At 58.8% G+C, this 15909-nt stretch carries 16 protein-coding genes, 1 tRNA gene and 1 pseudogene; 11 read left to right on the plus strand and 7 right to left on the minus strand.

What is annotated here, in order from left to right; translation table 11 throughout:
* The first annotated feature begins 12 nt into the window (after positions 1 to 12).
* The 5 genes from pheT (at position 13) to AB4O12_RS04745 (ending at position 3625) form a co-directional block, all read left to right on the plus strand.
* A complete protein-coding gene (gene pheT / locus AB4O12_RS04725) occupies positions 13 to 2391 on the plus strand; it encodes a phenylalanine--tRNA ligase subunit beta (RefSeq protein ID WP_125926676.1) in 2379 nt (792 codons plus the stop codon).
* Positions 2392 to 2394: 3 nt separating this feature from the next.
* A complete protein-coding gene (gene ihfA / locus AB4O12_RS04730; RefSeq protein ID WP_002553164.1) occupies positions 2395 to 2697 on the plus strand; it encodes an integration host factor subunit alpha in 303 nt (100 codons plus the stop codon).
* Entirely contained in the window at positions 2678 to 3034 is a 357-nt protein-coding gene (locus AB4O12_RS04735) for a MerR family transcriptional regulator (protein ID WP_003179985.1), read from the plus strand. The genes ihfA and AB4O12_RS04735 overlap by 20 nt, the downstream gene beginning before the upstream one ends.
* Before the next feature lie 89 nt (positions 3035 to 3123).
* Positions 3124 to 3200 (plus strand) — tRNA-Pro (locus AB4O12_RS04740).
* Positions 3201 to 3409: 209 nt separating this feature from the next.
* Entirely contained in the window at positions 3410 to 3625 is a 216-nt protein-coding gene (locus AB4O12_RS04745; RefSeq protein WP_076567342.1) for a hypothetical protein, read from the plus strand.
* 419 nt (positions 3626 to 4044) lie between these two features.
* Here the strand turns inward: AB4O12_RS04745 and rtcR are convergent, their stop codons facing one another.
* On the minus strand, positions 4045 to 5649 hold the full coding sequence (gene rtcR / locus AB4O12_RS04750) for an RNA repair transcriptional activator RtcR (RefSeq protein ID WP_460060530.1): 1605 nt from the start codon (positions 5647 to 5649) through the stop codon (positions 4045 to 4047).
* Between the two features lie 342 nt (positions 5650 to 5991).
* On the opposite strand from rtcR, the pseudogene AB4O12_RS04755 reads away from it, so the two are divergent.
* The 3 genes and pseudogenes from AB4O12_RS04755 (at position 5992) to AB4O12_RS04765 (ending at position 8719) form a co-directional block, all read left to right on the plus strand.
* Positions 5992 to 7070 (plus strand): annotated as a pseudogene (locus AB4O12_RS04755) (RtcB family protein).
* Positions 7071 to 7231: 161 nt separating this feature from the next.
* On the plus strand, positions 7232 to 8257 hold the full coding sequence (rtcA, locus tag AB4O12_RS04760; RefSeq protein WP_252869151.1) for an RNA 3'-terminal phosphate cyclase: 1026 nt from the start codon (positions 7232 to 7234) through the stop codon (positions 8255 to 8257).
* Between the two features lie 174 nt (positions 8258 to 8431).
* Positions 8432 to 8719: a hypothetical protein gene (locus AB4O12_RS04765; protein WP_041478565.1), complete on the plus strand. Its 288-nt coding sequence runs from the start codon at positions 8432 to 8434 to the stop codon at positions 8717 to 8719.
* Between the two features lie 82 nt (positions 8720 to 8801).
* Here AB4O12_RS04765 and AB4O12_RS04770 read toward each other — a convergent pair whose 3' ends face one another.
* Positions 8802 to 9017: a hypothetical protein gene (locus AB4O12_RS04770; protein WP_041478566.1), complete on the minus strand. Its 216-nt coding sequence runs from the start codon at positions 9015 to 9017 to the stop codon at positions 8802 to 8804.
* A 127-nt stretch (positions 9018 to 9144) separates the two neighbouring features.
* Positions 9145 to 9420 (minus strand): hypothetical protein, encoded by a 276-nt coding sequence (locus tag AB4O12_RS04775; RefSeq protein ID WP_423662872.1) that lies wholly within the window; start codon positions 9418 to 9420, stop codon positions 9145 to 9147.
* Between the two features lie 196 nt (positions 9421 to 9616).
* Between AB4O12_RS04775 and AB4O12_RS04780 the strand changes: the two genes are divergently transcribed.
* Positions 9617 to 9946, plus strand: coding sequence for a hypothetical protein (locus tag AB4O12_RS04780; protein ID WP_041478568.1), 330 nt, complete (start codon positions 9617 to 9619; stop codon positions 9944 to 9946).
* A gap of 30 nt (positions 9947 to 9976) precedes the next feature.
* Here the strand turns inward: AB4O12_RS04780 and AB4O12_RS04785 are convergent, their stop codons facing one another.
* The 3 genes from AB4O12_RS04785 to AB4O12_RS04795 all read right to left on the minus strand — a co-directional run bounded on the left by AB4O12_RS04785 (position 9977) and on the right by AB4O12_RS04795 (position 13294).
* Complete coding sequence (locus AB4O12_RS04785; protein ID WP_041478569.1) at positions 9977 to 10921, minus strand: alpha/beta hydrolase; 945 nt, start codon at positions 10919 to 10921, stop codon at positions 9977 to 9979.
* A 114-nt stretch (positions 10922 to 11035) separates the two neighbouring features.
* A complete protein-coding gene (locus tag AB4O12_RS04790) occupies positions 11036 to 12034 on the minus strand; it encodes an NAD(P)H-quinone oxidoreductase (protein ID WP_256811612.1) in 999 nt (332 codons plus the stop codon).
* Positions 12035 to 12094: 60 nt separating this feature from the next.
* A complete protein-coding gene (locus AB4O12_RS04795) occupies positions 12095 to 13294 on the minus strand; it encodes a YbfB/YjiJ family MFS transporter (RefSeq protein ID WP_256811614.1) in 1200 nt (399 codons plus the stop codon).
* Between the two features lie 111 nt (positions 13295 to 13405).
* Between AB4O12_RS04795 and AB4O12_RS04800 the strand changes: the two genes are divergently transcribed.
* The gene (locus AB4O12_RS04800) at positions 13406 to 14281 is read left to right on the plus strand and encodes a LysR family transcriptional regulator (protein ID WP_056784468.1); all 876 of its coding nucleotides are present in this window, start codon (positions 13406 to 13408) and stop codon (positions 14279 to 14281) included.
* A gap of 180 nt (positions 14282 to 14461) precedes the next feature.
* Positions 14462 to 14968: a hypothetical protein gene (locus tag AB4O12_RS04805; RefSeq protein WP_252869157.1), complete on the plus strand. Its 507-nt coding sequence runs from the start codon at positions 14462 to 14464 to the stop codon at positions 14966 to 14968.
* Between the two features lie 41 nt (positions 14969 to 15009).
* On the opposite strand, the gene AB4O12_RS04810 is transcribed toward AB4O12_RS04805, so the two are convergent.
* Complete coding sequence (locus AB4O12_RS04810; RefSeq protein ID WP_252869158.1) at positions 15010 to 15732, minus strand: pirin family protein; 723 nt, start codon at positions 15730 to 15732, stop codon at positions 15010 to 15012.
* Positions 15733 to 15909 lie beyond the last annotated feature (177 nt).

Raw genomic sequence — 15909 nt, forward strand, 5'->3', positions numbered from 1 at the left:
TAGGAGAGCAGGATGAAATTCAGTGAACAATGGCTGCGTGGCTGGGTCAGCCCGCAGGTAGATCGCGATGAGCTGGTTGCTCGTCTGTCGATGGCCGGTCTTGAGGTCGATAGCGTTACTCCGGCCGCCGGCGTATTCAGTGGTGTGGTGGTGGGTGAGGTGCTGAGCACCGAGCAGCATCCGGACGCCGACAAGTTGCGCGTATGCCAGGTCAGCAATGGCGCGGAAACCTTCCAGGTCGTGTGCGGAGCGCCAAACGTGCGCCCGGGCCTGAAGATTCCGTTCGCCATGATTGGCGCAGAGCTGCCGGGCGACTTCAAGATCAAGAAGGCCAAGCTGCGTGGCGTCGAGTCCAACGGCATGCTGTGCTCGCAGGCAGAGCTGCAGGTCGGTGAGGGCAACGACGGTCTGATGGAGCTGCCGGCCGATGCGCCGGTGGGCGAAGATTTCCGAGTGTATCTGGATCTGGAAGACGCCAGCATCGAGGTCGACCTGACCCCGAACCGTGGCGACTGCCTGTCCCTGGCCGGTCTGGCTCGTGAAGTCGGCGCGCTGTACGCCGTGCCGGTAACCCGTCCTGTGGTGGCTGCGGTTGCAGCGGTACACGACGAAGTCCGCTCGGTCGAGGTGCTGGCCCCAGCTGCCTGCCCACGTTACCTGGGTCGGGTCATCCGTAACGTCGACCTGTCCAAGCCAACCCCGCTGTGGATGGTTGAGCGTCTGCGTCGCGCCGACGTGCGCAGCATCGACGCTGCCGTCGACATCACCAACTACGTCATGCTCGAGCTCGGCCAACCGCTGCACGCTTTCGATCTCGCCGAAATCAATGGCGGCATTCGTGTGCGCATGGCTGAAGAGGGCGAAAAGCTGGTTCTGCTTGATGGTCAGGAAGTCAGCCTGCGTAGCGATACGCTGGTCATCGCTGACCACACTCGTGCACTGGCGATCGCCGGCGTCATGGGTGGCGAGCACAGCGGTGTTTCCGCGACCACCCGTGATGTGTTCCTCGAATCTGCGTTCTTTGATCAGATTGCGGTTGCCGGCAAGGCACGTTCTTACGGCTTGCATACCGACGCTTCGCATCGCTACGAGCGTGGCGTTGACTGGCAACTCGCTCGTGAAGCCATGGAGCGCGCCACTGGCCTGCTGCTGGAAATCACTGGCGGCGAAGCTGGTCCGATCATCGAGACCGTCAGCGAACAACATCTGCCATCGATTGCACCGATCACTTTGCGTGCTCAGCGCATCACTCAGATGCTCGGCATGGAGATGGATTCGGCACAGGTCGAGCGTCTGCTCAGTGCCTTGGGCCTGAGCATTACTGCTGACGGCGAAGGCCAATGGCGCGTTGAAGTGCCAAGCCACCGCTTCGATATCAGCCTGGAAGTCGACCTGATCGAAGAGCTGGCGCGTCTTTACGGTTACAACCGTTTGCCGGTTCGCTACCCGCAAGCGCGTCTTGCGCCGCAAGCCAAGGCCGAAGCGCGTAGTGATCTGCCTGAGCTGCGTCGTCTGCTGGTTGCTCGTGGTTATCAGGAAGCGATCACTTACAGCTTCATCGATCCGCGTCAGTTCGAACTGTTCAATCCAGGCGTCGAGCCGCTGTTGCTGGCCAATCCGATCTCCAACGATATGGCCGCCATGCGCTCGTCGTTGTGGCCAGGTCTGGTCAAGGCGTTGCAGCACAACCTCAACCGTCAGCAGGATCGCGTGCGTCTGTTCGAGAGCGGCCTGCGCTTCGTTGGTCAGCTTGAAGGCTTGAAGCAAGAACCGATGCTGTCCGGGGTTGTGTGCGGGAGTCGCTTGCCGGAAGGCTGGGCGCAGGGTCGGGATACCGTCGACTTCTTCGACGTAAAGGCTGACGTGGAGGCTGTACTGGGTTTTGCCGGTGCCCTGGATTCGTTCACCTTTGCTCCGGGCAAACACCCAGCGCTGCATCCGGGTCAAACCGCGCGCATCGAGCGTGAAGGTCGCGAGGTAGGCTATATCGGTGCAATTCACCCTGAGCTGTCGAAGGCGCTGGGGCTGGATCGTCCGGTGTTCGTCTTTGAGCTGGTTCTGGCGGAAGTGGCGCTCGGTAAAATGCCGAAATTCCACGAGTTGTCGCGCTTTCCTGAAGTGCGTCGTGACCTTGCACTGATCGCGCACAAAGACGTCGCGGCCTCGGCTGTACTGGACGTAATCCGTGAAAATGCAGGCGAATGGCTCACAGAGCTCAGGCTGTTTGACGTGTATCAGGGTAAAGGTATTGATCCTGATAGAAAAAGCCTTGCAGTCGGCTTGACCTGGCAGCATCCATCGCGCACTCTTAATGACGATGAGGTGAATTCGACGACGCAAAATATCCTCACCTCGCTCGAACAAAGGTTGAACGCCACGTTAAGGAAGTGACGTATGGGGGCTTTGACGAAAGCTGAGATGGCGGAACGTCTGTATGAAGAGCTGGGCCTGAACAAGCGGGAAGCCAAGGAATTGGTCGAACTGTTTTTCGAGGAAATCAGGCACGCTCTTGAAGACAACGAGCAGGTCAAATTGTCCGGTTTCGGCAATTTCGACCTTCGGGACAAACGCCAGCGGCCTGGCCGCAACCCGAAAACGGGGGAAGAAATCCCGATCACGGCTCGCCGTGTGGTCACCTTTCGTCCAGGGCAGAAGTTGAAGGCCCGAGTTGAGGCTTATGCTGGAACCAAGTCATAACGACGAACTACCCGTCATCCCGGGCAAACGCTACTTCACCATTGGTGAAGTCAGCGAGCTGTGTGCCGTAAAGCCACACGTGCTGCGCTACTGGGAGCAGGAGTTTCCGCAGCTCAACCCCGTCAAACGCCGCGGGAACCGCCGGTATTATCAGCGCCAGGACGTGCTGATGATCCGGCAGATCCGCGCGCTCCTTTACGATCAGGGTTTCACCATCGGCGGCGCACGTCTGCGTCTGTCCGGCGACGAAGCCAAAGATGACACCACACAGTACAAACAGATGATTCGGCAGATGATTGCCGAATTGGAAGATGTCCTGGTGGTACTCAAGAAATAAAAAGCTGCGTTTGAATACTTCCAGTTTTCAAAAGCTTGCGATATATTCTTGAGCGTTCTTCGAGGTGAAGAACGGGATGCAACATCAGTCGGGGCGTAGCGCAGTCCGGTAGCGCACTAGCATGGGGTGCTAGGGGTCGAGTGTTCGAATCACTCCGTCCCGACCATATTTTTCAATGATCTAGGCCAATGTTCACAGCATTGGCCTTTTTCATGTGTGTGAGATTTGCGGGGCTACTCGATCACGCCTGCGACTCGCATCACCAAGTGTTTGGATTAGTAAGAAAGTCCGCTCGTCGAGCAAATAGCACTCTCTGTGCGCCGATCTTCTCTTACTTATTAAGCGCAGCCCCTGCGCCACTGACGGGAGAGAATGATGATCGACGACAACAACGGCCCTGAAGCGCCATATCCGGGACCAGACGAACAAACCCCTGATTCTGGCGAGGGTCATGATTCCGGCCTGGAGCAGGCTGATTCTGAGCCGAAGCAGGGTACCGACGAACGACCAGAGGACTGGAATCCGCCACCCGGCAATCCTGGCTCTGATCAGGACGCCCAGACGGGCCGAGATAATGGCGGCGCCAAGTAAGCCCGATCAATTGTAATAGTTCACGAGACCCGGCCATCGCGCCGGGTTTTTATTGCCGCCCAACCCTCTATCGACATCCCCGGGCGCAGACGGCTATTTGGGCTTGGGAGGGCGAAGCCGAGCGGCGCCGGCGGCTGGACGCTTCGATCCAGGCGCCGGCAACAAGCATGTTCACTCTACGATGCAGATCCAGCGATGGTTGTATCGATAGGGTGCGCGGGTGAAATGGACGTCTGAGACCATTTTCATGCCTCGCTCTTGGAGCGCTTCGGTCAGTTGTACGAGTGTCTCTGCCTGGATAGTCATTGCTGTCACCTCGTCAGATTTACTGCGTTCATAATTCTTGACCGAGAGATCAGGCGGCTAATTCATTTTTTCTACAGTCATCATTGAAGTAGTGCGATCAAGAGCGCTGTGCTTCACCTCGTGTCCACTAACTTGCCCCATTCAAGTCCGAACCGCGCCAGGTACTTCCTCAAGCGATCGGCATCATTAGGCTGCGCCTTGGCCTGCCGGGAAACACTGAACAGCTGTCGGCCGGCATCGGACAAGCTGTCGGCCTGCCGGCACACCTCAATGACAGCCTTCAACTGCAATCGATCGAACAAGTCCATGCTCTCGCTATCTCCCGGCAACTCAGTTGATACCGCAGTGGGTTGCGCCAAGCCCCATGCATATCGCAATCGATCGATCTCATCGTCTACCTGCGCTTCATCGATGCGTCCGCTTTCGGCCAGAGTTGCCATCCGTGTAATCGATGCGGAGAGTTCGCGAAAGTTGCCCAGCCAGGCTGCTGCAGGTGAGCTGGCGAAGGCCAGGTAGCGTCGGCGTGCTTCGAGATTGAAACGCGCGCGTTGCCCATGTTCGCGCGCGTGGCGTTCCAGTTCGAAATCGATATTTGGCTCGATGTCCTCGCGGCGGCCGGCGAGGCCGGGCAGGTCGAATGTCCAGAGGTTGATCCTTGCGTACAGGTCCTCGCGAAAAAGGCCTTCGGCGACGCGGCTGCGCAGGTCGCGGTGGGTGCCGGCGATTATCAGAAAATCACTCTCGACTTCCTTGTCCGAGCCCAGCGGGAAGAAGCGTTTCTCTTCGATTGCTTTTAACAGCATCGCTTGTTCGTCTGCGCCGAGCTCGCCGATTTCATCGAGAAACAGCATGCCGCCGTTTGCGGCGCGCAGCAGGCCATCGCGAGCGTTTTGCGCGCCGGTGAAGGCGCCTTTGACGTGGCCGAACAAGGCCGACATCGCGCCGTCGCCACGCAAAGTGGCGCAGTTGACTTCGACAAAGCGTCCCTGCATCTGATGGCGATTGCGTTTGAGTTCGTAGATGCGCCGCGCCAGGAAGGATTTGCCGGCGCCGGTCGGGCCGATCAGCAGCATGGGGGCTTTCGAGCGCAGCGCAACGCGCTCTATCTGTTCAATGGAGCGGTTGAAGGCCGGGTTGCGCGTGGCGATGCCGGACTTGAGAAATTCGAGGCCTTCGAGACGTTTGCTGGCGAAGCGTGAGGCGATGCGATCATAGCGCGACAGATCGAGATCGATCAGCGCGTGAGTGCCGCAGGCGGGCTCGTTATCGTTCTTGCGCTTGGCGGGGGAGGTCTGAATCAGCCGGGCTGGCAGATAGCGCGCCTCGGTGAGCAGGAACCAGCAGATCTGTGCGACGTGGGTGCCGGTGGTGATGTGGACGAGGTAATCCTCGTGCTCAGTGTCAAAATTGTACGCAGTGGTGAAGTCGTGCAGGGCGCCGTACACCTCCTCGAAATCCCAAGGGTTGCGCAGCGACATTGGATGCAGGCGCACTTCGGTGCTTGGAGAAATCTGCTGGATGTCCACTCGGACGCGCTCGGCGAGGCTGACGTCGCGCGCGTCCAGGCCGTGAATCAATTCAAGCCGATGGATAGGGAGGTCTGTTTGTTGGCACAGACCTACGCTTGGTCGCCAATAATTCCAACGGCTGGCGCCTTTGCCGACACGATCCAGGGTGGCTCCGATAAATCCGATGGCGACCGTGCGTTTGTTGGGCATGCTTATCTCATAAGATAAATGACGATATGCAATGATAATTTTGCTGGTCTGATTTGTCTTCCATAGATTATCGAGACTCGTCGCATAAGAGATAAAAACTATTAAAATCAGAAACATAGCAGAAAAAACCATAGCCGCATCCAAAGCTGGCACTGCGGCTGCAATGCTGGTGGAAACGAACATGGACACCAAGATATGAAAGACCAAACCTACCAGCTTCTCGAAGTCGCCAACGGCAAGCCAATCAAACTCTGGACCGAAGGTGTCCCGGTTGAAAGCGAAGCCCGCGCACAGTTGATGAACACGGCAAAAATGCCATTCATCTTCAAGCATCTGGCGGTGATGCCCGATGTGCACTTGGGCAAGGGCTCGACAATTGGCAGCGTTATTCCAACGGTCGGCGCGATCATTCCCGCAGCGGTGGGCGTCGACATCGGTTGTGGAATGATCGCTGCCCGTACATCGCTGATGGCTTCGGATCTGCCGGACAACCTCCACGGACTGCGTAGCGCCATCGAGCAAGCGGTGCCACATGGCCGCAGTTCGAATCGTTCGCGGCGAGACAAAGGCGCCTGGGATGAGATTCCTCAGCAAGCCGATCAGGCCTGGGCGGGGTTGCAGCCGCGCTTCAAACTGATCACCGACAAGTATCCGAAACTGGCCAACACCAACAACCGTGGGCACTGGGGACGCTCGGCAGTGGCAACCACTTCGTCGAAGTGTGCCTGGATGAAGCCAACCGGGTGTGGTTCATGTTGCACAGCGGTTCGCGCGGTGTCGGCAACGCTATCGGCAACCTGTTCATCCAGATGGCCCAAGCTGATATGCGTCAGCATATTGCCAACCTGCCGGACCGTGACCTGGCCTATTTCGAAGAAGGCAGCCGACATTTTGATGACTATGTGGAAGCGGTGGGCTGGGCGCAGGACTTCGCCAGACAGAACCGCGAACTGATGATGCGTGCGGTGGTTCAGGCCACGCGGCAGATCATCCGCAAGCCGTTCGAAGTGGCGCTGGAGGCGGTCAACTGCCACCACAATTACGTGCAGAAGGAACGGCATTTCGGTGAGGACGTGCTGATTACCCGCAAAGGCGCGGTGTCAGCGAAGAAGGGCGAACTGGGGATTATTCCGGGCTCGATGGGCGCCAAGAGCTTTATCGTTCGCGGTCTGGGCAACGCAGAGTCGTTCAGTTCCTGCAGCCACGGCGCCGGGCGCACCATGAGCCGAACCAAGGCCAAGAATACCTTCACCGTTGCCGATCAGATCCGCGCCACTGCCCATGTGGAGTGCCGCAAGGACGAAGCGGTGATTGACGAAATTCCGATGGCCTACAAGGACATCGACAAAGTCATGCACGCCCAGCGTGAGCTGGTGGAAGTGCTGCACACCCTGCGTCAGGTGGTGTGCGTCAAAGGCTAAGAAACTACAGCGCTGGCGAGAATTCTGCGTCCGGCGCTGCCCCGGTTCATCGCGGCTGAGCTGAAGCGCGAATTATCAATATTGATCGTAACTCAGGAAGACCCACGACGGTTTAACGGTACCTCAGAGACACCGTCGGGCTATACGCGTAAGGATTTGCAATGAAAGAGATAATCGAACTGGACGGTGCCATCGGTGGCGGCCAGGTGTTGCGCAGTGCGCTGAGCCTGTCGATGGTGACAGGTCGGGCGTTTCGCATTAAACAGATTCGCGCCAGACGCAGTCGTCCGGGATTGCTGCGTCAGCACCTGACAGCCGTGATGGCTGCGGGCGAGGTTTGTGGTGCACAGATATCTGGTGCGCATCTGGGGTCGCAAGGCCTGAGCTTCGAACCGGGCGAAATTCGCGGCGGCGACTTTCAGTTCGCTATCGGCACGGCCGGCAGCTGCACGCTGGTGCTGCAGACGTTGCTGCCAGCCTTGTTGCGGGCATCGAAGGCCAGTCGGGTGACGATCTCCGGTGGCACGCATAATCCGCTGGCGCCGCCGACGGATTTCCTGTCGCGCAGTTGGTTGCCGCTGCTGCGGCGCATGGGCGGCGATGTCGAGTTGGAGTTGCTGCGTCATGGTTTCGTACCGGCTGGCGGTGGCGAAATTGCGGTGAAGGTGCAGCCCTCGCGCCTCACGCGCCTGGACCTGTGTGAGCGCGGCGAGGCAGTCTCACGACGCGCATTGGCGCTGACCGCAGGTCTCGCACCTACTGTCGCTCAGCGAGAGCTGAGTCAGGTGGCCAAGCGTTTGAACTGGCCAGAGGAGGCGCTGCAACCTGTGGCGCTTGATCCGGCACGCGGCCCGGGCAATGTGTTATTGCTGGAGTACGTTTTCGAGCATGTCACTGAGGTGTTCAGCGCATTTGGCCAAGTGTCGTTACGCGCCGAGAAGGTGGCCGATGCCGCAATCAATCAGGCTGTCGACTGGTTGCGCAGTGATGCTGCGGTCGCTGAGCATCTGGCCGATCAGTTGCTGTTGCCGATGGCGCTGGCCGGTGGCGGATCGTTCACCACGCCGCGCATGACTGATCATCTGCGCAGCAACATCGAAGTCATTCACCTGTTTTTGCCGGTCCGTATCGATTGCCGAGAGGAGGGCGGCGATCGCTTGCGGGTAGACGTTTTCCAAACCGATTAACAGCGGCCGGCAACCGGAAAGCAGTTGCACAACCTCATCGCAGGTGAGGCTAGCCTTCAGCCATTAGCACATCCGACCTAATTGCCCCCGGTCTGGCTCGACCTTAAAGTCCTTTCGCTTGGCAGGTTATTGCCAGTATTTCTCCGGTATGAAAATCAAAAAGGTCGATCTGCAATGAACTCATCAAGGACTATCCCGGTTCTCGCTTTATTCGCAACAATGGCGCTCGCAGTTACTGGATGCCAGACCGTCAAACCGGGAGAGAGTGATCTCAAGAATCGCGCACAGACCACCATCGGTAAACCCGTAATCAAGGTTTCAAATATCCGCAGCGACTTCAATACAACCTTCTACACCGCGCAAACCGAAAGTGGCGAATATACGTGCGAACTGCCGAGCGGCCCGATGGTTGCTCTGGGTTCCATGGGCATGGGACTGGGCGCTCAGTGCACCAAGCAATGACTAATCAATCCTTTCGAAGCTGAAAGAAAAAGGCCAATGTCGATGACATTGGCCTTTTTCTTTAACGAATACTCGGCGCAGATCAGCTGGTTTTCGAGTTCAGCTTGCGCAGTTCTTCGTAGGTCGCCGATTGCACGAACCAGAAGCCGGAGACGATGCACCAGCCCAGGGTACCGCCTACGAACATGCCGAGACCCGAAAGAAAGCTCTGGCTCATCATGAAGAGGGAAACGATCAGGATGACCGCCAGTGCGATGTAGAGAACGATGTTGTTGACGCCGATGACGAAATCTTTCATTTGCATTCCTTGGATGTATTTTCCTCTGGCCACCTTCTATGGTGGCCAGTGCGCGCATCATATTGATATCACCGTGGATTGCGCTAGTTCGGCGTCGGTATTTTGTTATGAATAGCAAAGTCCGTGGTTACTGAGCGGGTTTTTTCTCAAGATCTTCGGAGTCGCTCGACGTCGCCGCATCCTTCTCCGTCTCGTGCGGTTCTGAGCCCGCGTTGGCGCCTGAAGACTCTTCACCTTTCTTGTTGGCCTTCTCATCATGGTCACTAGAGCTTTGTGCATGATTGACACCGGGCAGGGCGGTGGCGGGGGTGGCAGCGCCCGCTGTCGTTTCGGCTGCCCAAGCGTGGAGCGGGCCAATCAAGCACAGACTGAAAAACGAAATTGCGAAGATTTTCTTGTTCATCACGTGGGCCTTCTACGCGGTGGGATGTACTGCTTTGGATAAGCCTGTCTGCCAAAGGTGCGCAGTACTGGACGAGCGGCGAAGCCTGATTGTATTCAGCCGGATCAAAAATCTCGCGACAGCAGGCAAATTGCTGGCCCCCATAGGTGTTTCGCACCGGCAAAATCGCCTTTTTTCAAAAGGTTAGGTTGGCTACATGCGCACGATTGTCATCACCGTTGTGACGCTTTCCCTGGCTTTGATCGCCTCGGGAGTGCAGGCAAAAGAGTTGAGCAAGGGCCATCGCTTTGCCTGCACCTGGGGCTCGGATATTGCTGCCGGTGCGCAGCGATCAAAACTGTCCGGGGTTTCGCTGTATGGCGCGCGCAAGCAATTGCAGGTTCGCCGATTCCAGCAACCCTGGATGCGCATGACAGCGATGGGGATTACCGAGCAGACCTACAACAGCAGTTCGAAGCTCAAACCGGCAGCGGTCAAGCAGACCTATTACGAACAATGCGTACGCCATGAGTTGGCTCGGCGCTGATGCCGGTTTCTCAGGACTGATTTACACAGCTCAGGAATCGCGAGAGCCCTTGGCCACTGCCGGCCCGGCAACCCGCGGCGCCGCTTTGGTCTGCATCAGTGCATCCAGAGCCTTGCGATAGCCCTGGCCGCCAAGCGCCATGCTGTTGTTGTGCGTCGCGCCGGGCACGAGCAGCAGGCGTTTGGGCTGCTCTGCGGCATTGAATAGCTGCTCGCTGAAGCGCGGCGGCACGAAGGCATCAGCCAGGCCATGCACCACCAGCAGTGGCATGTGAATGTCGGCGATCTTGTCGATGGAATCGAATTTCTGCGACAGGAGCCAACGCACAGGAAGCGAGGTGTTGGCCACGGCGGCAGCTACGTCGGCGAGAGAAGTGAAGGTAGATTCGATGACCAGACCGCGAACCGGCAGAGGTGTGTTGTTGCGCGCCGCGTTCTGTCCGAGCTCGGCCGCCAGATCAATCGCCACCGCACCGCCGAGAGAGTGGCCGTAGATCAGGCGCTTGTTCGGGTCCGGTTGCAGCAGCTGGAAGCGCTCCCAGGCCACGCGGGCATCTTCATAAACGCTGCTTTCGGATGGTAGATCACCCTTGCTTTGGCCGAACCCGCGATAATCGATGGCCAGCACCGAATAGCCCGCCGCGCGTAGTTGCTCTATGCGGAACAACTGTCCGGTGAGGTTCCAGCGCACGCCATGCAAATAAAGGATTGCCGGGGCATTGGCACGTTCCGCCGGCCACCACCAGGCATGGATGTTCTGCCCGGCCTTGAAACTCTTCGGTTGCAGATCGAGTTCCTGAACGCTGCCGGGCAGACCGCGATACCAGCCGGCGGTGCCCGGCTCGATGCGAAACAACAGTTTGCGCTCGGTGTGTTCCAGCACCGCACAACTCGTCGGCACGCCAATGATCAGCGCGGCCATCATGGCGAACGCCAAGCGGCGGCGTCGCAGACGGGTCAGGAAGGACAGGAACATTAATCGTTTCACCACAGCGCAGACAAAGAACGCTTTTTACCAGATGCCTCGGTCTGCGCGTGACTGTTTTTCGACCACCGTGCACGCCCAACGATTACAAGATGCTGCAATCGATCACGCCACCTGCAGCACAATCTTGCCGATATGATCGCCGCCCTCCATGCGGGCATGGGCCTGAGCCGCGTCAGCCAGCGGGTAAACCTTGTCGATGATCGGCAGGCAGCGCCCGGCGCTGAGGGCAGGCCAAACGTGTTCTTGCAGTTGATCGGCGATGGCGGCTTTTTCCGTAGCCGTACGCGCGCGCAGCAGCGAGCCGGTGACCACTGCGCGTTTGCCGAGGATCGCCAGCAGATCGATGTCGTTGGCGCGGGCGCCGCCGAGAAAGCCGAGCATCACCAGTCGGCCATCCATTGCCAGTGCGCTGATGTTGCCGTTCAGATACGAGCCACCCATGATGTCGAGAATCACGTTCACGCCTTGATCTGCGGTTTTCTGGGCAATGACCTTGGCGAAATCTTCCTCACGATAGTTGATCGGTTGCCCGCCAAGCTGACGGATCGCGTCGCATTTTTCAGCACTGCCTGCGGTAGCAAACGCCTCGATGCCAAATTCACGACAGAGCATCAGCGCGGTGGTACCGATACCGCTGGTGCCGCCGTGAATCAGCACGCGCTGGCCGGCCTTGGCACCGCCGAGGCCGAACAGGTTGGCCCAGACGGTGAAAAACGTTTCTGGAACTGCGGCGGCCTGGACCCAATCGACTCCATCCGGCACAGGCAAAGTCTGGCCGGCCGGAACCGCGCAATACTCGGCGTAGCCACCGCCATTGGTCAGCGCGCAGACCCGATCGCCGACCGCGAAACGCGTTACTCCGGCGCCAACCGCGACCACTTCGCCAGCCACTTCCAGACCGGGGATCGGGTCCATGCCGGGCTTCATCGGGTACTTGCCGGCGCGCTGCAAGGCATCCGGGCGATTGATGCCGGCAGCGTGAACGCGGATAAGCACTTGGCCTTCGCCAACGGTGGGCAGAGGTACGCGCCTGGCTTGCAATACTTCAGGGCCGCCGGGTTGGGTGATTTCGATACGGGTCATTTCTTTAGGCAGTGACATGTCGATTCCTGTGGAGAAGGTCGTGTAGATGGGAGCGCAGACAGGGTGCAATGATTCCCCTCAGTTCGCCGCGCAGCGCGTTTCATTAGCAGAGGGCAGCCAGCGCATGGCTAGCTCCAGCAGTAGAGCCACGACGATCGCGCCAGCGGCGATCACAAACAGCAGCGTGTGCTGGCCGCCCGAGGCATTGAACAATGCCGAATAGGCAAACCCGGCCAGCGCCTGAAAGGTTGCGAATGACACAGTGGCACGGCTCCAGGCGATCTGCTGACGGTGATGCGACGGCACCAGCTCATGCACGCGGGCCAAAGCCAGAGGGACGATGCCCGGCGGGAACGAGCCGAGAATCACCGCCAGTAAAGCCAGCGCCAGAAACGCATGGGAGACGGCGAGCAAACCGAGGGCAATGGCTTGAACTACCAACACCAGTCGAATACCAGTGCGGGCGCCAAGCTGGTCGGCCAGGAAGCCGTAAGTCACCGGCCCGACAATCGCTCCCAGGCCATACATCACCCAGACCATTGCGCCGATATGCGCCCCGGCGCCCAGTCCGCGAGCCACGTAATCCACCAGAAACACCATGGCAGGCACCAGCCCGGCGGCCATGAACGCGTATTGAGCGAACAACAGGTAAACGCCCGACGGTGTCGGCTCATCAGCCGACGTTGCGTGCGCAGCCACAGGGTGCGCGGTATCCGCAGGCCAGCCGAACCAGCTCAACGCGGTCAGCAACAACGCCAGCGCGCCCAGCCCCAGCCATGTTGCCTGCAAGCCAAGAGTCAGCAGTGGCGGCACGATGGTGCCGGAGCCAGCAATCCCCAGGCCGATGCCAAGGAAGATTGCGCCACTGGCCAGACCTCTGCGCGGCGCCGGAACGTGAGGCAGCACGGTTGCCGCCACCAGCACCATGATCGCGCCACCGGCTATGCCGGACAGCAAACGCCAGCCGAAGAACCAGCTCACCGACAGCGGATAAGCACAGGCAAAAAATGCTCCCGTGACCGCGAGCATCATCAGGCGCAGGGCGTTGCGGTTACCCAGTCGATGGGCCATGGGCCGACCGAGCAGGGCGCCGATCAAGTAGCCGACCAGATTGGCCGCGCCGAGATAGACGACATCATTGGCGGAAAACCACTGCGCCTGAATCAGCGAAGGGATCAGCGGCGTGTAGGCGAAACGCGCCAGGCCAATGCTGACCAGGCTGGCACAAAGCCCGGCGAAGATCGGCAGCCAGATGCCGGAGGAATTTGCAGTACGCATGATAGCGATCTCACAAGAGGTGTATGGCGCTCAGCTTATCGGCTATCTTGGCTGCGCATATGCAGCGATTAAGCGGCAGAGTGATGCAAAAATGCTTCGATGAGGACCAGCATGAATTGGGATGATGCGCGGGTTTTTCTGGCGGTCTGTCGCGAGTCCACCTTGCGCGGAGCTGCACGAGTTCTGGGCGTGGACCAGGCCACTGTCGGGCGGCGTATTACCGCGCTGGAAAAGTCTTTGAGCGCGACGCTGTTCCTGCGTACCTCCGATGGCTACGCGCTGACCAGTGTTGGTGAAGCGGCGCGTAAAAGTGTGGAAAAAATGGAGCATTCGGCACTGGAACTGGAGCGGCACATCCACGGGCTGGACGATCGTCTGACCGGTAACGTACGGGTCAGTACCACCGACTCGATGGCCATCGACTTCATCATCCCGGCGATGGCGCGCCTGCATGACCAGCACCCCGACGTGCAGATCCAGTTGGATGCGTCGACGCAAATCCTCAGTCTGGCCAAGCGCGAAGCCGATATCGCAGTGCGCAATACTCGGCCGGATAACCCGGATCTCATCGCTCGGCGAATCGCCCGTTGGCCTGTAGGACTTTTCGCAGCACAGGCCTATGTCGAGCGCCATGGAGAACCGCAGCCCGGCAACGCTTTCGAGGGCCATGATCTGGTGGTGTATCAGCCGTACTTACAGAGCAAAAAAGACCTCACGCTGGTCTCTGAACCGTTGACCCGCGGACGCATCGTCGCCACGCTCAGCTCCAGCCTTTTGGTGCGTCGAGCCCTTGCCGCAGGCCTCGGGATAGGCGAGATACCGGTATACATGGGCGAACGCGATGGCCTCGTCAGACTTTGGCCGGAGCGGACCCGGCCGCTGCCGTATGAAGTGTGGCTGGTCACCCACGCCGACCTGCGTCACACCGCGCGGGTACGGGCGGTCATCGAGCAGATCGTTGAGGCTTTTGCGCTGGAAAACGAATAAGTGGTTCAGGGTTTTGCCGAGGCTACAACTGCTGACGAAACAGCCTACGTCCGAGACATAATGGGCCGGCTTGTTGTAGTCCGTGATGAGTTCTATTGTCACTGCAGCTCGATGCAGACCTCAGTGACGCATCGAAACGAAGAGCCAGGGAAGGCCGCGTAGCCGCAGAAAGGTGTCGAATTGAAAATCAGGGAAGTGAATCAATATGCAGTCACGGACAGATCGGACGCGGGGCGGGACAGGCAAATCATGAGCAGCATAAGTCGCGAAGAATTCGATGCCAGGATAGAAACCATCGAGACGAGGATGGATGGCCGCGTGGCAGAAATGCGCGCCGACATTCGCGGGTTCCTGGCTGCTCAGGCAGAGCGGGACAAGGTCTATCTTGAACGGGACAAGGCCCTGCAGGAACGGGACAAGCGTTATGACCTGATGTGGATGGGCGTGCAGAAAATCGCCGACGAATCGCGGGAAGCGATCAGACAGGCATCGACGGTAAAGGCCAATTACTGGGCTGCCACCACTGTGCATTTCCTCGGCGTGGCTTCCTTGCTGGTTGGCGCACATTTTGCCAATCAGGCGGCGGTGTTGACCACGATACAAACCACGCTGGCAGCGATTCAGATTGGCAAAGAGGTATCGTCACCCAAACCTGTCGTACAACCCTCAGCAGAGCCGCCGCAATAAAAAACGGCCTTCAGTGGAAGGCCGTTCTGCATCGCGCCAGATCATGGCATTTGCGGCAACTCCTGAGGCCGCAAGTCGAACACCAGCACTTCGGCATCAACCCCGTTGCTCAAGGTGAGCAGCTGTTCTTCACGAACCCGCACGCCGTCGCCTTCCTGCAAGGCTTGGCCATTGAGTTCGACGCTGCCACGCGCAACGTGCACGTAAGCGTAACGATTGGCCGGCAATTTCAGCGTGGCACTTTCCTCGCCGTCAAATAACCCGGCGTAGACCCGCGCATCCTGACGGACTTTCAGGGAGCCACTGCTACCGTCCGGCGAGATGATCAGTTGCAGGCGACCACGTTTTTTCTGCGCGCTGAAGTGTTCCTGTTGATAGCGCGGCTTGGCGCCACTGACATCCGGCACGATCCAGATTTGCAGAAAGTGCACGGGCTTGGTGGCCGAGTGGTTGAACTCACTGTGCGCCACGCCGCTGCCGGCACTCATCAATTGCACGTCCCCAGGGCGGATCACCGAGCCAGTACCGAGGGTGTCCTTGTGTTCCAGCGCGCCTTCGAGCACATAGGAAAAGATCTCCATGTCGCGGTGCGGGTGCTGGCCAAAGCCTTTGCCGGCGGCGACCCGGTCATCGTTGATCACCAGCAGATCGGAGAAACCCTGTTCACGCGGGTTGCGGTAGCTGGCGAAAGAAAAGGTGTGAAACGACTTCAACCAGCCGTGATTGGCGAGGCCGCGATCGGAGGCTTTGCGAAGAGTCAGCATGATGAAATCTCCTGGCGGGACGTGAATTCGTCCGAGTGAGGAGAAGGTTACTGGTTACCCGGTGAGGCAATAAGTAGATGGAAATTGAAAGACTGTCCGGCTCAGGTTGACAGTTTTGCGTTATGGTTCACCCATTCGATCACGCTCCTGAACACTCGGTCCGCCATAATGCCTTGG

Source organism: Pseudomonas sp. S2_A05 (assembly GCF_054668485.1).